Raw genomic sequence first — 17,439 nt, 5'->3', positions numbered from 1 at the left:
GCGGTGTGCAGCACCGCCCGCCCCTCGGTGACGTTGATCTTCTCGCCGCGGAACATCGCGTCCCGCAGCCCGGACACGTCGGTGGCGGCGGCCAGTTCCTGGAGCAGGGCGAGGGTCTCGTCGGTGATCAGGTGCTTGCTGTAGTCGATGTACAGGTCGCCGACCCGTACCACGTACCGCTCGGCGCGTGCCGGGTCCGTCGCGAACAGCTCGCGCAGGACCGGCCGGCCCTCGGCGCGGTGGTCCTCCAGCGCGGCCCACTCGGGCCGCTCGGTGAGCCGGGGGGTGTCAGGCATCGGAAGACGTCTCCTTGGTGCCCTCGCCGCGCAGGGCGATGGCGTACATCTCGTCGGCGTCGAGGCGGCGCAGCTCCTCGGCGATCAGTTCGGAGGTGGCGCGGACCTTCAGCGCGAGGGTGCGCGGCGGCTGGCCCGGCAGGGTCAGGGTGGCCAGCGGGCCCTCGGGGCGGTCGATGACGATGTCGCCGCCCGCGGTGCCGAGCCGGACGGCCGTGACGACCGGGCCGGGGGAGACCACGCGGTCCACCTTGACGCGCAGACGGGCCTCCAGCCAGCGGGCGAGGAGTTCGGCGCTCGGGTTGTCCGCCTCGGCCTCGACGGCGGCCGAGATCACGTCGGACCGGGCCTGGTCGAGCGCGGCGGCCAGCATGGACCGCCACAGCGTGAGCCGGGTCCAGGCCAGGTCGGTGTCGCCGGGCGCGTAGTTGCGGCCGCGGGCCTCCAGGACCTCCATCGGCCGCTCGACGGCGTACAGGTCGGTGATCCGGCGCTGGGCGAGGGCGCCGAGCGGGTCCTTGGACGGGTTGTCGGGGGCCTCCACCGGCCACCAGACGACGACCGGGGCGTCCGGCAGCAGCAGCGGCAGCACCACCGAGTCGGCGTGGTCGGAGACTTCGCCGTAGGTCCGCAGGACGACCGTCTCGCCGGTGCCGGCCTCGGAGCCGACCCGGACCTCCGCGTCCAGGCGGGAGGCGGTGCGGTCGCGCAGGGTGCGCGCGTGCCGCTTGATGACGACCAGGGTCCGCGAGGGGTGCTCGTGCGAGGCCTCCTCGGCGGCCTTGATCGAGTCGTAGGCGTTCTCCTCGTCCGTGACGATCACCATCGTCAGGACCATGCCCACCGCGGGCGTTCCGATGGCGCGGCGGCCCTGCACCAGCGCCTTGTTGATCTTGCTTGCCGTGGTGTCGGTCAGGTCGATCTTCATGGCCTGCGCCAGCTCCGTCCGTCTCGTGCGAGCATCTCGTCGGCTTCCTCGGGTCCCCAGCTGCCCGACTCGTACTGTGCGGGCTTGCCGTGCTCGGCCCAGTACGTCTCGATCGGGTCGAGGATCTTCCAGGACTCTTCCACTTCCTGGTGACGGGGGAACAGGTTGGCGTCACCGAGGAGCACATCCAGGATGAGCCGCTCGTAGGCCTCGGGGGACGACTCCGTGAACGACTCGCCGTAGGCGAAGTCCATCGACACGTCCCGGATCTCCATCGACGTGCCCGGCACCTTGGAGCCGAACCGGACCGTCATGCCCTCGTCCGGCTGGACGCGGATGACGATCGCGTTCTCGCCCAGTTCCTCGGTGGCCGTCGAGTCGAAGGGGGAGTGCGGGGCCCGCTGGAAGACCACCGCGATCTCGGTGACCCGGCGGCCGAGCCGCTTGCCGGTGCGCAGGTAGAAGGGGACGCCCGCCCAGCGGCGGTTGTCGATCTCGACCTTGACCGCGGCGAAGGTGTCGGTCTTCGACGTGGGGTCGATACCGTCCTCCTGGAGGTATCCGATCACCTTCTCGCCGCCCTGCCAGCCCTCGGCGTACTGGCCGCGCACGGTGTGCTCGCCCAGGTCCTCCGGCAGCCGCACCGACTTGAGGACCTTCAGCTTCTCGGTGAGCAGCGCGTCCGCGTCGAACGCGATCGGCTCCTCCATCGCGGTCAGCGCCATCAGCTGGAGCAGGTGGTTCTGGATGACGTCACGGGCCGACCCGATGCCGTCGTAGTACCCCGCGCGGCCGCCGATGCCGATGTCCTCGGCCATGGTGATCTGCACGTGGTCGACGTAACTGCGGTTCCAGATCGGCTCGTACATCTGGTTGGCGAAGCGCAGCGCCAGGATGTTCTGGACGGTCTCCTTGCCCAGGTAGTGGTCGATCCGGAACACCTGGTCCGGGTCGAACACGTCGTGCACGACCCGGTTGAGGTCCTGCGCGGAGGCCAGGTCGTGGCCGAACGGCTTCTCGATGACCGCCCGCCGCCAGGCCCCGGGCGGCGGGGTGGCGAGCCCCACCTTCTTCAGCTGCTGCACGACCTTCGGGAAGAACTTCGGCGGCACGGAGAGGTAGAAGGCGAAGTTGCCGCCGGTGCCCCGCGAGCCGTCCAGCTCGTCGACGGCGTCCTTGAGCTGCTTGAACGCGGCGTCGTCGTCGAAGTCGCCGGGGATGAACCGCATGCCCTCGGCGAGCTGCTGCCAGACCTCCTCGCGGAACGGGGTCCTGGCGTGCTCGCGCACCGCGTCGTGGACGACCTGCGCGAAGTCCTGGTCCTCCCAGTCCCGGCGGGCGAAGCCCACGAGCGAGAAGCCCGGCGGCAGCAGACCGCGGTTGGCCAGATCGTAGACGGCCGGCATCAGTTTCTTGCGGGACAGGTCACCGGTCACACCGAAGATGACCAGGCCGGACGGCCCGGCGACCATCGGCAGGCGCCGGTCGCGGGGGTCCCGCAACGGGTTGTCCCAGTCGGCGGCGGGCACCTCGGGCGCCCGCCCCTCCTTGTCCTTCTCGCTCATTACGCGTCAACTCCCTTGCTGTTCAGGGACTTCGTGACGGCGTCCAGCAGGTCCTGCCAGGCAGCCTCGAACTTGGCGACGCCCTCGTCCTCCAGCTTGCCCACGACCTCGTCGTAGGAGATGCCGAGCCGCTCGACGGCGGCCAGGTCGGCGCGGGCCTGCTCGTAGCCGCCGGTCACCGTGTCGCCGCGGACGTCGCCGTGGTCCGCGGTGGCGTTCAGCGTGGCCTCCGGCATGGTGTTGACCGTGCCGGGCGCGACCAGTTCGTCGACGTAGAGGGTGTCCTTGTACGACGGGTCCTTCACGCCGGTGGAGGCCCACAGCGGGCGCTGGCGGTTCGCGCCCGAGGACTCCAGGGCGCTCCAGCGGTCGCCGGCGAAGACCTGCTCGTAGGCCTCGTAGGCCAGCCGCGCGTTCGCCAGCGCGGCCCGGCCCCGCAGGGCGAGCGCCTCGTCCGTGCCGAGGACGGTCAGCCGCTTGTCGGTCTCGGCGTCGACGCGGGAGACGAAGAACGAGGCCACCGAGTGGATCGCGGAGACGTCCAGGCCCTTGGCGGCGGCCTGCTCCAGACCGGCCAGGTAGGCGGCCATGACCTCGCGGTAGCGCTCCAGGGAGAAGATCAGCGTGACGTTGACGCTGATGCCCTGGGCGATGACCTCGGTGATCGCGGGCAGGCCGGCCCTGGTCGCCGGTATCTTGATCATCACGTTCGGGCGGTCGACCAGCCAGGCCAGCTGACGGGCCTCGGCGACGGTGGCCACCGTGTCGTGGGCGAGCCGCGGGTCGACCTCGATGGAGACCCGGCCGTCCCGGCCGTCGGTGGCGTCGAACACCGGGCGCAGCACGTCGGCGGCGGCCCGCACGTCCTGCGTCGTCATCATGCGCACGGCCTCCTCGACCGTGACGCCGCGCACGGCCAGGTCGGCGAGCTGCTCCTCGTACCCCTCGCCGGAGCCGATGGCGGCCTGGAAGATCGACGGGTTCGTGGTCACGCCCACCACGCCCCGGTCGGCGACGAGCGCGGCGAGGTTGCCGGTGCTGATCCGCTTGCGCGACAGGTCGTCCAGCCAGATCGAGACGCCCTCGTCGGACAGGCGCTTCAGTGCTCCCGCGGTGGCGGTTGCTTCGGTCACAGTGATCATCTTCCTCTACTGAACTGTTTCTGGCTGGTGGATCAGGCGGTACGGGCGGCCGTGCGGGACTCGCGGGCCGCCGCGGCCACGTGCTCGGCGGTGAAGCCGAACTCGGTGAACAGGGTCTTGGCGTCGGCGGAGGCGCCGAAGTGCTCCAGGGAGACGATCCGGCCGGCGTCGCCGACGTAGCGGTACCAGGTCAGGCCGATCCCGGCCTCCACGGCGACCCGCGCCTTCACGGCCGGCGGCAGGACGCTCTCGCGGTACTCGCGCGGCTGCTCCTCGAACCACTCCACGGACGGCATGGACACCACCCGGGTGCCGATCCCCTCGGCCTCCAGGAGGTCCCGTGCCTCGACGGCGAGGTGCACCTCGGAACCGGTGGCGACGACGATCACCTCCGGGGTCTCGGTCGACGACTCGCGCAGTACGTAGCCGCCCTTGGCCGCGTCGGGGTTCGGCGCGTACGTCGGCACGCCCTGGCGGGTCAGCGCGAGCCCGTGCGGGGCGGGACGCGTGGCGTGCCTCTTCAGGATCTCGGCCCAGGCCGCCGCGGTCTCGTTGGCGTCGGCCGGGCGGACGACGTTCAGGCCGGGGATCGCGCGCAGCGAGGCGAGGTGCTCGACCGGCTGGTGGGTGGGGCCGTCCTCGCCGAGACCGATGGAGTCGTGGGTCCAGACGTAGGTCACCGGGAGCTGCATGAGCGCCGCCATCCGGACGGCGTTGCGCATGTAGTCGGAGAAGACCAGGAAGGTGCCGCCGTAGATCCGGGTGTTGCCGTGCAGCGCGATGCCGTTCATCTCGGCGGCCATCGAGAACTCGCGGATCCCGAAGTGGACGGTACGGCCGTACGGGTCGGCCTCGGGCAGCGGGTTGCCCTTCGGCAGGAAGGAGGACGTCTTGTCGATGGTGGTGTTGTTGGAGCCCGCGAGGTCGGCGGAGCCGCCCCACAGCTCGGGCAGCACCGCGCCGAGCGCCTGGAGGACCTTGCCGGAGGCGGCCCGGGTGGCGACGGCCTTGCCCTCCTCGAACACCGGCAGCTCGGCCTCCCAGCCCTCGGGCAGCTGGCCGGCCACGACCCGGTCGAAGAGCCGTGCGCGCTCCTCGTTCCCGGTGCGCCACTCGGCGACGCGCTTGTCCCAGGCGGCGTGGGCCTCGGCGCCCCGGTCGAGGGCCCGGCGGGTGTGGGCCAGCACCTCGTCGGCGACCTCGAAGGTCCGCTCCGGGTCGAAGCCGAGGAGGCGCTTGGTGGCGGCGATCTCGTCGGTGCCGAGCGCGGAGCCGTGGGAGGCCTCGGTGTTCCGCGCGTTCGGGGCGGGCCAGGCGATGATCGTGCGCATGGCGATGATGGAGGGGCGCCCGGTCTCGGCCCGCGCCGCCTTCAGGGCCGCGTGCAGGGCGTGCACGTCCACGTCGCCCTCGGCGGTGGGCTCGATGCGCTGGGTGTGCCAGCCGTAGGCCGCGTACCGGCCGAGGACGTCCTCGGAGAACGCGGTCGCGGTGTCGCCCTCGATGGAGATGTGGTTGTCGTCGTAGAGGAAGACCAGGTTGCCGAGCTTCTGGTGGCCTGCCATCGAGGAGGCCTCGGCGGAGACGCCCTCCTCCAGGTCGCCGTCGGAGACGATCGCCCAGATCGTGTGGTCGAACGGGGAGGTGCCCTCGGGGGCCTCCGGGTCGAACAGGCCGCGCTCGTAACGGGCGGCCATCGCCATGCCGACCGCGTTGGCGACGCCCTGGCCGAGCGGCCCGGTGGTGGTCTCGACGCCGGCCGTGTGGCCGTACTCGGGGTGGCCGGGCGTCTTGGAGCCGTGCGTGCGGAAGGCCTTGAGGTCGTCCAGCTCCAGCTCGTACCCGGCGAGGAACAGCTGGGTGTAGAGGGTGAGCGAGGTGTGTCCGGGGGAGAGGACGAAACGGTCCCGGCCGGTCCACTCGGGATCGGCGGGATCGTGCCGCATCACCTTCTGAAAGATCGTGTAAGCGGCCGGGGCCAGGCTCATGGCGGTGCCGGGGTGTCCGTTGCCGACCTGCTGCACGGCGTCCGCGGCGAGCAGGCGCGCGGTGTCCACGGCACGCCGGTCCAGGTCGGTCCACTCGAAGCCGTCTGCTGTCTGCGTGCTCATCTTCAAGAAGTCCTCGTTCGAAACGTTCTGGCTGGCCTGACGCGTTCAAAAGTAAAAGTCTGACTTTTTGGAAGGAAGGTCGGAGTGTGTCAGCCTGTGGTGAAAGTGGGACACGGATCTTCGGCAGGGACGGCACGAGAAGGACATGGCGGACAGAACGCCCGAAGGGGCGGGCGACGGTGACGGAATCAGGACCTTCCCCTTCCCGGTGGATCTGAGCGTCGGCGGCGTCGGCATCCAGGTCGGCCCGATGGGAACCGGACGCACCTGGCACGCGGATGCCCCCCTGGAGCGCGTTCACCGCATCGACTTCCACGTGGTCATGCTCTTCGCCGCGGGCCCGGTCCGCCACATGATCGACTTCGCCGAGTACGAGGCGCACGCCGGCGACCTGCTCTGGATCCGCCCCGGACAGGTCCACCGCTTCTCGCGGACCTGCGAGTACCGCGGAACCGTCCTGACCATGCAGCCCGGCTTCCTGCCGCGGGCCATCGTCGAGGCGACCGGACTCTACCGCTACGACCTGCCGCCCCTGCTCCGTCCCGACGCGCCGCAGCTCGCCGCGGTGCGGGCCTCGCTCGCCAACCTCCAGCGCGAGTACGAGGACGACCAGACCCTGCCCCCCGGGCTGCACACCTCTGTCCTGCGCCACTCGCTCACGGCGCTCCTGCTGCGGCTCGCCCACCTGGCGGCCAGTTCGGCGGAGGCGGCCCGCCGTCAGGCCGACACCACCTTCACCCTGTTCCGGGACGCGGTGGAGAAGGACTTCGCGGACAACCACAGCGTCAGCGCCTACGCCGACGCCCTCGGATACTCCCGCCGCACCCTGGTGCGCGCGGTGCGTGCCGCGACCGGCGAGACGCCGAAGGGCTTCATCGACAAGCGGGTCGTCCTGGAGGCCAAGCGCCTGCTGGCCCACACCGACCTGCCGATCGGCCGGGTGGGCGTGGCCGTCGGCTTCCCGGACGCGGCGAACTTCTCCAAGTTCTTCCACCTGCACACGGGCCAGACCCCGGTGGCGTTCCGGGCGGAACTGCGCTGACACGGCGACGGCGCCGGGGCGGACCCCGGCGCCGCGTGTCCCGAACTCCCTCCGTCAGTGGCCGAAGTCGAACCAGTTCACGTTCACGAAGTCCGCCGACTGGCCGCTGCTGAAGGTCAGGTAGACGTCGTGGGTGCCCGTCACCGCGCTGATGTTGGCCGGGATCGTTCTCCAGCTCTGCCAGCCCCCGGTGTTGCCCACCGCGAAACTGCCCACGGGCGCGTTGCTCCGGCTGTCGAGGCGGACCTCCACGAGCCCGCTGACCCCGCTCGCGGCGCCGCTCGCCACCCGCGCGTTGAACTGGGTGGCTGCCGACGAGCCGAAGTCGACGCCCTTGTACAGCGCCCAGTCGCCGCCGGTGACGTAGCCGATGTCCTGGCCGCCGCCCGTGTCGGTGGTCGCTTCCGTGGTGACGCCGGACTGGCTGTCGTAGGACTCGGCCTGAATGGCGCTGTAGGCGTCACGGTTGCCGGACGGCGGCGGCGTGGTGCCGCCACCGCCGCCGGTGCTCTGGAGCACCTGCACGTAGTCGACGGTCATCGGGTGGCCCGGCTCGGTGGTCCCGTAGGGGCCGCCGCCGAACGCGCCGGGGAAGCCGCCGCCCATGGCCACGTTCAGGATGACGAAGAAACCGTGCCGGGTGGCGTTCGACCAGGTCGTCGCGTCGACCTGATTGGCCGTCACCGTCTGGTAGGTGACACCGTCGACCGAGAAGCGGATCGCCTCGGGGCTCGCCGAGCGGTCCCACTCCATCGTGTAAGTGTGGAAGCCGGACTGGCAGGTGGAGCCGGGGCAGGAGGTGGAGTTGCCGAGGCCGGTGGTCTCGTTGCAGGGACCGCCCGGGTTCGTGCCGCAGTGCATGGTGGCCCACGTGGTGTTCAGGCCCTGCACGTTCTCCATGATGTCCAGCTCGCCGACCGACGGCCAGTTCTGGTAGTTGCCGCGGAACGGCGCCCCGAGCATCCAGAACGCGGGCCAGTATCCCTGCGCCGCCGTCCCGGTGACGTTGGGCATCTGCACCCGCGCCTCGACCCGCAGCTTTCCGCCGGCCGGCGGCTGGAAGTCGGTGCGGGTGGTCTCGATGCGGCCCGACGTCCAGTTGCCCGAGGCGTCACGGCGCGGGGTGATCAGCAGGTTGCCGTTGCCGTCGAGTGCGACGTTGTTGGTCGACGAGGTCATCGTCTCGACCTCGCCGGTGCCCCAGTTGGCCGCGCCGCCGGGATACGAGGTCCCGGTGTCGTACTGCCAGTTGGAGGTGTTGACGCCGGTGCCGGCGGAGCCGTTGAAGTCGTCGAGGAAGACCTGGCTCCAGCCGGACGGCGTGCCCGGCGCGGACGCGCTGGCGGGAAGGGTGGCGGTCGTGGCGGCGGCGGCCGCCAGGCCGATCGTGGCGAGCACGGCGACGAGGGCGCGGGTGAGGGGACGCCGCCGTCCGGGGTCCGCGGGGGAGATACCGGAGGTTTCACTCATGGGGTGCCTCTCGGGTACGGAGTGGGGGTGCGGGTGCCTCCGAGAACGCTTCCGAGCCATTTCTGAGAGCGCTCTCAAAGTGCGCCCAATGTGCTCTCCGCGCCTGCGGCCGTCAAGAGTCAAAACAAAGAATCTCCTTGCACGCCAACGGAGTTCAGGCAGTGAAGAGGTTCGCGGATCACACCGCGCCGGCGGCCTCCCGGCCCGCCCGGGACAGGTTCCGGCCGTTGAACCCGTCGAGCACGCCGGCCGACTCGGCGGCCCGTTCGCCGTGGGTTCCCGGCCGGCCGGGTGGTGGACTGCCCCGGCCCCGGCCGCCGTCGACGTGCCCCGCGCCCTGGCCGACGCGCAGCGCCCGGCCCGCGAGCGGGCCGCGGAGCGCGGTGCACCGGGCCCGCTTCTCCTGGCACATCTCCCTGCACGAACTCGCCCTCGACGACCCGGCCGCGGTCCGCCGCCGCCGGTTCGCGCAGCTCGCGCCGGGCCGGGTGCGCGGGGTGCGGGCGCCGCACGGTCCGCGGCACGTCGGCCGGCCACGGGCCGACGCGGTGACGTACGCGGCCACGGCGGCGGTCAGCCGACCAGGACCGGCCCCTCGCCGCGCAGCCGCGCCGGTACCGCCCACCACTGGTCGGGGCGGGAGACGACCGGGGCGTCCGGGCCGGTGTCGAGGTAGCGGGCCAGACGCAGCAGGTAGGCCGCGATGCCCGCCGCGCCCTGCATCCACGACGTGCCCGGCGGCAGCAGCGGGTTCTCGGCGCGGTACTCCACGAAGCGCCAGCGGGCGCCCGCCGCGTCCCGGACCGCCCGCTCCACGAGCGCGTCGCCCATCCGTACCGCGCCGCGCACCAGCGGGTCCGCCTCGGGTGTGCCCGCGAGGTCCTGTGCGGCGTCGAGGAGGACGTCCCCGACGCCGGCCGTCCCGCAGCAGCGGCCGTCGTTGTCCCAGAACCCCGGGCGCAGCCGCTCCGGGATCCCCGAGGCGAGGGTCGAGGTCAGGCAGCGCTGCCGCAGCTCGCCCACGGCGTGCCCCGCCACCTCGGGGACGCCCGCGTGGGCGAGCGCCGTGAACAGGTGGGAGGTGCCCGCGGGACCGTGGCACCAGGTGTACGTCACCGGTTCCACCTCCCGCTTCGACGGCGGGATCGTGTGCGGGACGACGAAGCCGCCGTCCGCGAGCGAGCCGACGGACAGGACGTGGCGGGCCGCGTCCACGGCGGCCGCGACGAAGTCCTCCCGGTGCAGGGCCGCGCCCGCCACCGCCAGGGCCGCGCCCACCCCGGCCGCCCCGTGCGAGTAGTTCGGGCACCGCGACTCGCTGCCCGGCGAGATCCCCCAGTCCAGCCCCGCCGCGGTGCGGTCGGCCATCCGCAGCAGGGCCTCACCCCCGGTCGTCGCCAGGTGTTCCGCGTACGGGCCGCCCGCCCAGACCGCCGTCATGACCACACCCGCGACGCCCATGACGATGTCGGTCAGGGGCGCGTCGGAGTCCGGGACGAACCCGGTCGTCGTCCGCCAGCCCCCGGGGGCCGCCAGCTCGGCCAGCCGCCGCAGCGCGGTCGCCTCGCTGCCCGGCGCGAGGAGCCGCAACGCCGTCGCGTGACCGGCCAGGCCGAGGTAGAGCGACGGCTCGGTCGCGACGGGTGCCCGCGCCGACAGACGCTCCACGATCCCGGCGGCCAGCGCCCGTTCCCGCGTGCTCATCGGCCGGTACCGCGCGATCTCCGCCAGCACCGGGGCGAGTCCGGCGATCCCCGCGTACAGCGAGTCCCGGTCCTCTTCGGGCGCCGGGTCCCCGGGGTCCTCCTCCGGCACCGTCTCCGGGAGCCAGGGGCCCGCGTCGTCCCGCATCTGCCCCAGCACCCACGTCCAGGCGGCCTCGCCCAGCTCCCGGTACACCTCGCTCGTCGTCACCGGAACACGCTACAGGGGCCGACCCGCCGTCCGGTCCGGCCGCCAGCCCAGCGCACGGGAGATCCCGCGGGCCGCCAGCCGCACCGCCGGGACCAGCGCCGGCACCTGGGCGTCGGCCTCGGGCACCACCACCGAGACGGCCGCGACCACCTGCCCCGCTGCACCGCGCACCGCGGCCGCCACGGACAGCGCGTCGTCCGTCACCTGGCGGCTGCTCACCGCGGCTCCGGTGCGCCGCACTTCGGCGAGCGAACGGCGCAGCCGCACCGGATCGGTGATCGTGTACGGCGTGAAGGCGGCCAACGTCCCCGCACAGTAGTCCCGTTGGAATCCGGGCGGCTCGTGCGCGAGCAGCGCGAGGCCCACGCCCGTCGCGTGCAGCGGCCAGCGGGCGCCCACCCGTATGTGCACCCCCACCGCGGAACGCCCCGACAGCCACTCGATGTAGACGACCTCGGCTCCGTCCCGGACCGCCAGCTGCACGTTCTCGTGGGTCGCCTCGTACAGGTCCTCCAGGTACGGCAGCGCGGCCTGGCGCAGCGCGAGTCCCCGGGGCGCCAGCGCGGCCAGCTCCCACAGCCGCAGCCCCACGTGGTACAGCCCCTCCGCGTCCCGTTCCAGCGCGCCCCACGCGGTGAGCGCACCGACCAGACGGTGCGCGGTGGTCAGCGGCAGTCCGGCCCGGCGGCCGATGTCGCTCAGGGCGAGCGCCGGATGCCCGTGGTCGAACGCGGCCAGTACCGACAGCAGCCGGTCGGGCGCGGTGCGGGCGGCGGGTGCGCGACGAGGCACGGATCGCAGCATGGCGCACCGGCCGCCCGGCGACAACCGGTCGCACCGGCCCTCGCCCCTCACGGCTCGGTCCCGGCGGGACGTCACAGGACGCGCAGGGTCCAGCTCCAGCGGTGGACGCCCGGTGCGACGCGGTAGGAGGGGAAGGTGTCGGGGCCGCAGGAGGCCGTGCCGAGGCCCCGGTGCGCGGCGTCGATGTGGACCACGCAGCCGGCCCGGGGCACCAGTTCGTCGTGGTGGGCGGCGGCGGTCAGGTCCTCGGCGCGGTAGCGGCCGACGGAGACCTGGCGGGGCTCGTCCAGCTCGACCGCGAGTCCGGTGGCGTCCGGCGCCGACAGCGTGAACCGCCGCACGCCGTGGCGTCCGCCGCTCTCCTGGGGCCGCAGGTACGGGGTGAACAGCTCGTCCACCGGCATGGAGTGGTGGCCGACCGGGGCACCGGCGGCACGGTCGGGGTACGACTCCCAGGGACCCTGACCGAACCACTCCAGCAGCTCCGGGCCGGCCACCGTCTCGAAGACCGAGCCGACCCGGGCCACGTCGTCGAACTCGGCGGGCAGCTCGGCCGACTCCTCGACCCGGATGCCGCCCTCGACCGCGGTGAACTCCTGCCGGTGCCGGACGACTCCCGTCGTCCCCGCGTACTGGGCGAGCACCGTCACACGGCCGGGCGTCCGCCGTACCGAGACCGCCTTGCGCACCAGGCTGTCCAGGCCCCAGGCCCGCCAGCGGGGTGCGATCCCGCCGAGTTCGTCGTTGTCGGTGGGCGCCCGCCACAGCGACAGCGTCGGGGCGGCGGCGAGCAGCGGGTGCAGCAGCAGCCCCTCGTCGTCCACCTCGACACCGGGCCCGCCCGGCACGGCCGCCGGGAACGGGCCGGGGGCCCGCAGCCGGATCCGCGGCGCGCACACCTCCGTACCGGCCGGCGCCCACGCCTGGTCGCCGGCCGTGGTCACGCGCAGGGTCAGCCACGCCTCGCCGCCGTCCGCCGGGACCTCGAAGGGCAGCGGCACCGCCGCGGTCTCGCCGGGGCACAGCTCGGGCAGCTCGGCCGGACCGGTCAGGGTACGGCCGTCGGCCAGGGCCAGCTCCCAGGTGGCGGTCAGCCAGTCGAAGCCCCGGAAGTGCTGGTGGTTGGCGAGGACGATGCCCTCGTGCCGGAAGCACCGGATGCGGACCGGCGCCGCGAGTTCCCGGTGCTCGTACATCGCGGGCTTGGGGGTCCGGTCGGGGAAGACCATGCCGTCCGCGACGAACGCCCCGTCGTGCGTGGCCTCGCCGAAGTCGCCGCCGTACGCCCAGCGGTGGCCGGGCGCGGCGACACCGCTGTCGTACAGTCCGGCGCCCGCGCGCCCGACCGGTCTGCCGTCGCTCACCCGCTGGAGAATTCCGTGGTCCCAGAACTCCCAGATGAACCCGCCCTGAAGCCCCGGAGTGGACTCGATGGCGGCCCAGTGGTCGGCCAGCGTGCCGTTGCTGTTGCCCATGGCGTGCGAGTACTCGCACTGGATCAGCGGCTTCGTCTGCTCGCCGGAGAGCGCGTGCGCCACGCACTCCGCCAGCGGCGCGTACATCGGGCAGGCGATGTCGGAGGCCACGTCGGGATCCGCCCAGCCCCGCTTCGCCGCCCCTTCGTACTGGAGCGGCCGAGTGGTGTCGTGCCGCCGCACCCAGCCCGCCGCCGCGTCGTGGTTGGCGCCGTAGTCGGACTCGTTGCCCAGCGACCAGATGATGACCGACGGGTGGTTCTTGTCCCGCAGCACCATGCGCGAGACCCGGTCCACGAAGGCGTTCAGGTAGCGCGGGTCGTCCGCGATCTCGTGCGCGTGGTCGTGGGACTCGATGTCGGCCTCGTCGACCACGTAGAGACCCAGTTCGTCGGCGAGGTCGTAGAGGGCGGGATCGTTCGGGTAGTGCGCGGTGCGGACCGCGTTGAAACCGAACCGCTTCAGCAGCACCAGGTCCGCGCGCATGTCGTCGTACGACACCGTCCGTCCGGTGAGCGGGTGGAAGTCGTGCCGGTTGATGCCGCGCACGAAGATCCGCTCGCCGTTGACCAGCAGGTCGCGGCCGGCGATCTCGACGTCCCGGAACCCGACGCGGTGGTACGACGTGTCGGCGACCGTGCCGTCCGCGCGGTGCAGCCGCACGGTCAGCCCGTACAGTTCGGGTTGCTCCGCGTTCCAGGTGCGCACCCCGGGTACGACGGTGTGGACGCGGGCCTCGCCCAGGAAGTCGGAGACCCGGTCGTCCTCGGCGTTTCGCCGGTCGAACTCGGCGTCCTGCGCGAGGAGTTCTCCGTCCAGGTCGGCACTCACGTACCAGCCGTCCGGCAGCGCACCGCCGCGGTCGCGCACCGCGCAGTCCACCCGTAGCTCGCCGTTGCGTCGCGCCCGCACGCTCACGTCGGCGAGATGCAGCGGGTCGGTCGCGTACAGCAGCACGGAGCGGGTGATCCCGCCGTGCCACCAGTGGTCCTGGTCCTCGATGTGCGAGGCGTCCGACCACTTGACGACGGTCAGGCGGAGCACGGACCGCTCGCCGGGGCGTACCACGTCGGTGAGGTCGAACTCCGCCGCCAGATGGGAGTCCTTGGAGAGGCCCACCGGCCGTCCGTCCACGTGCACCAGCAGGACGCTCTCGGCGGCGCCGACCTGGAGGACGATCCGGCGCCCGGCCCACGCGGCGGGCACGTCCAGGTCGCGCTCGTGGACGCCGGTGGGGTCGGCGGCCGGGGCGTGCGGCGGGAACTCGCGAAACGGCATGGTCACGTTGGTGTACTGCGGACGGTCGTCCGTGTCCTGCATCGTCCACGCGCCGGGGACGTGCACGGCCGACCACGGGACGCCGTCCGCCGGCGCCTGCGGATCCGGCAGCAGCCGAAAGCGCCACCGGCCGTCCAGGGACAGGGCGCCGGAGCGCCGGTCGACGGCGTTCATGGGCAGCCGCCCCCAGGAGGTCACCTCGGGTGCCTCCCAGGGGCGGAGCGCGGCCAGCGGGTCGGTCACTTGACGGCTCCCTTGGCGAGGTCACCGATGATCTGGCGGGCACCGACCGCGAACACGATCAGCAGGGGGACGAGGGCGAGGAGCGCGCCGGTCATGACCATTCCGTAGTCGGTGGTGCCGTGGGTGCCGTTCAGCTGGGACAGCGCGACCTGGAGGGTGACGTTGTCCGGGTTGGTGAGGGCGATCAGGGGCCAGGCGTAGTCGTTCCACTGGCCCATGAAGGTGAAGATGCCGAGGAAGGCGAGGCCCGGCCGGACCACCGGGAGGGCCACGTGCCAGTACTGGCGGAGGAAGTTCGCGCCGTCGATGCGGGAGGCGTCGAGGAGTTCGTCGGGGATGGCGCCCTTCATGTACTGGCGCATCCAGAAGATCCCGAACGCGTTGGCCGCCGCCGGCACGATCAGCGAGGTCATCGACCCGATCCAGCCCAGCCTCGCCATGATCACGAACTGCGGGATGGCGGACAGCTGGGCCGGCACCATGAAGATGACCATCAGCAGGGCGAACAGCGGGTTCTTGCCGGGGAAGGCGAACTTGGCGAAGACGAAGGCGGCCAGCGAGTCGAAGAAGAGGACCAGGAAGGTCACCGAGCCCGCGACCAGCAGGGAGTTCGCCATCGACCCGAAGAAGTCGATGTTGTCGAAGAGGCTGCGGGCGTTCTCCAGGAAGTGCGGACCCGGCAGCAGCTTCGGCGGGTAGGAGAAGATCTCCGACGTGGTGTGCGTCGACATGATCACGGCCCAGTAGAACGGGAAGGCCGAGAGCAGCAGACCGGCGACCAGGGCGGCGTGCAGGGCGAGTTGGCGGCCGCGGGTGCCCTTGACGGCCCTGGGGCGCGTCGTGCGGATGGATGCCATGGTGTGCGGCCTCCCTAGTCCTCGCCCCGGCGCTGCACCAGGCGCCAGTTGACGATCGAGAAGATGATGACGACGAGGAAGATGCCCCAGGCCACGGCGGCGCCGTACCCGAAGTCGTTGTTGTCGAAGGTCTGCTGGAAGAAGTAGAGGACCATGGTCTGCCCGGCGTGGCCGGGACCGCCCGCGAACGTGGAGTCGTTGGAGGTGGTCTGCAGCAGGACCTGCGGTTCGGAGAAGCTCTGCAGGCCGGTCACGGTCGACACGACGAGCACGAACAGCAGCACCGGCCGCATCATCGGCAGGGTGATCCGGAAGAAGGTCTGCACCGGTCCGGCGCCGTCCATGCGGGCGGCCTCGTACAGTTCGCCGGGGATCGTCTGGAGTCCGGCGAGGAAGATGATCGCGTTGTAGCCGGTCCACTGCCAGGTCATCAGCGTGGCGACGGCGACCTTGATGCCCCACGGGGTGTTCAGCCAGGCGATCTGGTCCATGCCCACGGCCCGCAGGAAGGCGTTCACCAGGCCGAAGTTGGTGGAGAACACCGAGCCGAAGATGATCGCGACGGCGACCACGGACGTCACGTTCGGCAGGAAGTAGGCGAAGCGGTAGAGGTTCTTGAAGCGCACCGCCGAGTTGAGCATCACGGCCGTCACCATCGCCAGGAAGATCATGGGGAGGGTGGCGAGCGCCCAGATGACGATCGTGTTCCCGACCGCGGTCCAGAAGTCGGTGTCGCTCAGCAGGTACCGGTACTGCGACAGACCGGCCCACTCCATCGGGCCGAGGCCGTCCCAGCGGTGCAGGGAGACGTAGAGCGAGAAGCCGACCGGGATCAGGCCGAAGCAGAGGAAGAGGAGGTAGAAGGGGGAGATGGCGGCGTACAGGTGCCAGTACCTGCGGATTCCGGTGCGGGGACCGGCCGTCGCGGGCCGTTCCACGGTCGTCGGGGGCTTGTCGAGGGCGGTGGCCGTCACAGACCCACCCCCAGGTGCCGGGCGATGCGGCGGCACTTGCTCATGGCGTCCTTCCAGGCCTGCTCGGGGTTCTTGCCGAGGACGCCGACGTTCTTGATCTCGTCCTTGAGGGGCTGCCCGAGCGCCACGTCGAACGGGCTGTTGTAGGCGACGGCGATCCGCTGCGCGGCGGGCCCGAAGATGTCCATCGTGACCTGGCCGCCGAAGAACGGGTCGGGCTCGCGCAGGGTCTTCAGGCCGTACGACGCCGGGGTCGAGGGGAAGAGTCCCGCGTCCGCGAACCCCTGGGCCTGGTTGTCCGCGTTCAGCATCCAGGTGATGATCCGGAACGCCTGCTCGGGCTCCCGGCACTCCTTGGTGACCGACAGGAAGGACCCGCCGTTGTTGGAGGGCCGTACCGGCATCTGGGCCACCCGCCACCGGCCCTTGGTCCTCGGGACGCCGGTCTTGATGTCGTTGGTGGCCCAGGAGGCGCTGAGCTGGCTGGGCAGCTTGCCGTCCTGGAGGGCGGAGAGCTGGTCGGGCGTGCCGCTGACCAGGTCCGAGACGATCCCCCGCCGTTTCGCCTCCACGGCCAGCGCCCAGGCGCGGCGGACGTGTTCCTGGTCGCCGATGAAGTGCCGGTCCTTGTCGACGTACCGCTTGCCGCCCTGCGTCACCACGTTCTCGAAGACCGAGTTGACGTCGGACAGCAGGCAGGTCCCCGGGATGCGTTTCCTGAGCTGCTCGCCGGCGGCGAAGAACTTCTCCCAGGTGTCCAGTCCGGCGGAGACGTCGTCGGGTTCGTAGGGCAGTCCGGCCTTGCGGAAGACCTCGTACTGGTAGAAGTGCGCGACCGGGCCGCAGTCGATGGGGAAGCCGACCATGGTGCCGTCGTCGGCGATGCCCTGGTCCCACTTCCAGGACAGGTACTGGTCGCGGTAGGTGTCCGCGCCCAGCGTGCGCAGGTCCACGAACTGGTTCGCGTTCGGCAGGTAGGACGCCATGTCCTCGCCCTTGAGGCCCGCGATGTCCGGGACGTGGGCCCGGCCGGTCATGGTGGTGAGGAGCTTGGACCGGTAGTACCCGCCGATCTTGATGGCCTGCAGGTCGACGTCGGCGCCGTAGCGGGTCCCGGCGTTCTTGACGACCGTGTCGCCGAGGCCGCCGTCCCAGTACCACAGGACCATGTTCCGGCCGGTGGAGCCGGTCGGAACGGCACAGCCGGATGCCAGGCCGCCGAGCGCCGTGGCGGCCGAACCGGCCAGGCCCGCGCGCAGCAGGCCTCTACGTGAGAGCCGCACAGCTCCCACCGCCTTTCGGGTCTTTCGGATCTGTTCGGAACGTTCGCGTGCAGCGTG

The 17,439-nt window shown here is 71.8% G+C and carries 13 protein-coding genes and 1 pseudogene; 1 reads left to right on the top strand and 13 read right to left on the bottom strand.

Annotation, left to right across the window (positions count from 1 at the left end; genetic code table 11):
• From ACIRQ9_RS37375 to tkt, 5 genes and pseudogenes are all read right to left on the bottom strand, one after another.
• Positions 1-296: pseudogene (locus ACIRQ9_RS37375) on the bottom strand (glucose-6-phosphate isomerase); the annotation flags it as partial.
• Positions 289-1,224, bottom strand: a complete 936-nt coding sequence (gene opcA / locus ACIRQ9_RS37370) for a glucose-6-phosphate dehydrogenase assembly protein OpcA (RefSeq protein WP_404184264.1) — start codon at positions 1,222-1,224, stop codon at positions 289-291. The gene opcA and the pseudogene ACIRQ9_RS37375, both read right to left, overlap by 8 nt.
• Positions 1,221-2,789, bottom strand: coding sequence for a glucose-6-phosphate dehydrogenase (gene zwf, locus ACIRQ9_RS37365; protein ID WP_404184261.1), 1,569 nt, complete (start codon positions 2,787-2,789; stop codon positions 1,221-1,223). The genes opcA and zwf overlap by 4 nt, the downstream gene beginning before the upstream one ends.
• A complete protein-coding gene (gene tal / locus ACIRQ9_RS37360) occupies positions 2,789-3,931 on the bottom strand; it encodes a transaldolase (protein WP_404184258.1) in 1,143 nt (380 codons plus the stop codon). Before tal ends, zwf begins: the two co-directional genes overlap by 1 nt.
• Before the next feature lie 32 nt (positions 3,932-3,963).
• Entirely contained in the window at positions 3,964-6,042 is a 2,079-nt protein-coding gene (gene tkt, locus ACIRQ9_RS37355) for a transketolase (protein ID WP_404184255.1), read from the bottom strand.
• A 145-nt stretch (positions 6,043-6,187) separates the two neighbouring features.
• On the opposite strand from tkt, the gene ACIRQ9_RS37350 reads away from it, so the two are divergent.
• Entirely contained in the window at positions 6,188-7,084 is an 897-nt protein-coding gene (locus tag ACIRQ9_RS37350; protein WP_404184252.1) for a helix-turn-helix domain-containing protein, read from the top strand.
• Positions 7,085-7,138: 54 nt separating this feature from the next.
• Here the strand turns inward: ACIRQ9_RS37350 and ACIRQ9_RS37345 are convergent, their stop codons facing one another.
• From ACIRQ9_RS37345 to ACIRQ9_RS37310, 8 genes are all read right to left on the bottom strand, one after another.
• Positions 7,139-8,554 carry a glycoside hydrolase family 16 protein gene (locus ACIRQ9_RS37345; RefSeq protein ID WP_404184249.1) on the bottom strand — a complete coding sequence of 472 codons (1,416 nt, stop codon included), beginning with the start codon at positions 8,552-8,554 and terminating at the stop codon, positions 7,139-7,141.
• A gap of 178 nt (positions 8,555-8,732) precedes the next feature.
• Positions 8,733-8,966, bottom strand: coding sequence for a hypothetical protein (locus tag ACIRQ9_RS37340; protein ID WP_404184246.1), 234 nt, complete (start codon positions 8,964-8,966; stop codon positions 8,733-8,735).
• A 161-nt stretch (positions 8,967-9,127) separates the two neighbouring features.
• The gene (locus tag ACIRQ9_RS37335) at positions 9,128-10,468 is read right to left on the bottom strand and encodes a lanthionine synthetase LanC family protein (RefSeq protein WP_404184243.1); all 1,341 of its coding nucleotides are present in this window, start codon (positions 10,466-10,468) and stop codon (positions 9,128-9,130) included.
• Between the two features lie 9 nt (positions 10,469-10,477).
• Entirely contained in the window at positions 10,478-11,260 is a 783-nt protein-coding gene (locus tag ACIRQ9_RS37330) for an IclR family transcriptional regulator (protein ID WP_404184240.1), read from the bottom strand.
• 83 nt (positions 11,261-11,343) lie between these two features.
• Positions 11,344-14,268 carry a glycoside hydrolase family 2 TIM barrel-domain containing protein gene (locus ACIRQ9_RS37325; RefSeq protein ID WP_404184237.1) on the bottom strand — a complete coding sequence of 975 codons (2,925 nt, stop codon included), beginning with the start codon at positions 14,266-14,268 and terminating at the stop codon, positions 11,344-11,346.
• The gene (locus ACIRQ9_RS37320) at positions 14,265-15,125 is read right to left on the bottom strand and encodes a carbohydrate ABC transporter permease (RefSeq protein WP_404184234.1); all 861 of its coding nucleotides are present in this window, start codon (positions 15,123-15,125) and stop codon (positions 14,265-14,267) included. The genes ACIRQ9_RS37325 and ACIRQ9_RS37320 overlap by 4 nt, the downstream gene beginning before the upstream one ends.
• A gap of 14 nt (positions 15,126-15,139) precedes the next feature.
• Positions 15,140-16,099, bottom strand: coding sequence for a carbohydrate ABC transporter permease (locus tag ACIRQ9_RS37315; RefSeq protein ID WP_404184229.1), 960 nt, complete (start codon positions 16,097-16,099; stop codon positions 15,140-15,142).
• Positions 16,096-17,382: an ABC transporter substrate-binding protein gene (locus tag ACIRQ9_RS37310; protein ID WP_404184226.1), complete on the bottom strand. Its 1,287-nt coding sequence runs from the start codon at positions 17,380-17,382 to the stop codon at positions 16,096-16,098. Before ACIRQ9_RS37310 ends, ACIRQ9_RS37315 begins: the two co-directional genes overlap by 4 nt.
• Positions 17,383-17,439: the final 57 nt, after the last annotated feature.

Source organism: Streptomyces sp. NPDC101237 (assembly GCF_044767465.1).
In the GTDB taxonomy this organism is placed as follows: domain Bacteria; phylum Actinomycetota; class Actinomycetes; order Streptomycetales; family Streptomycetaceae; genus Streptomyces; species Streptomyces gramineus.
Note: the sequence above shows the minus strand (reverse complement) of the source record. Positions and strands in the feature narration are given on the sequence as shown.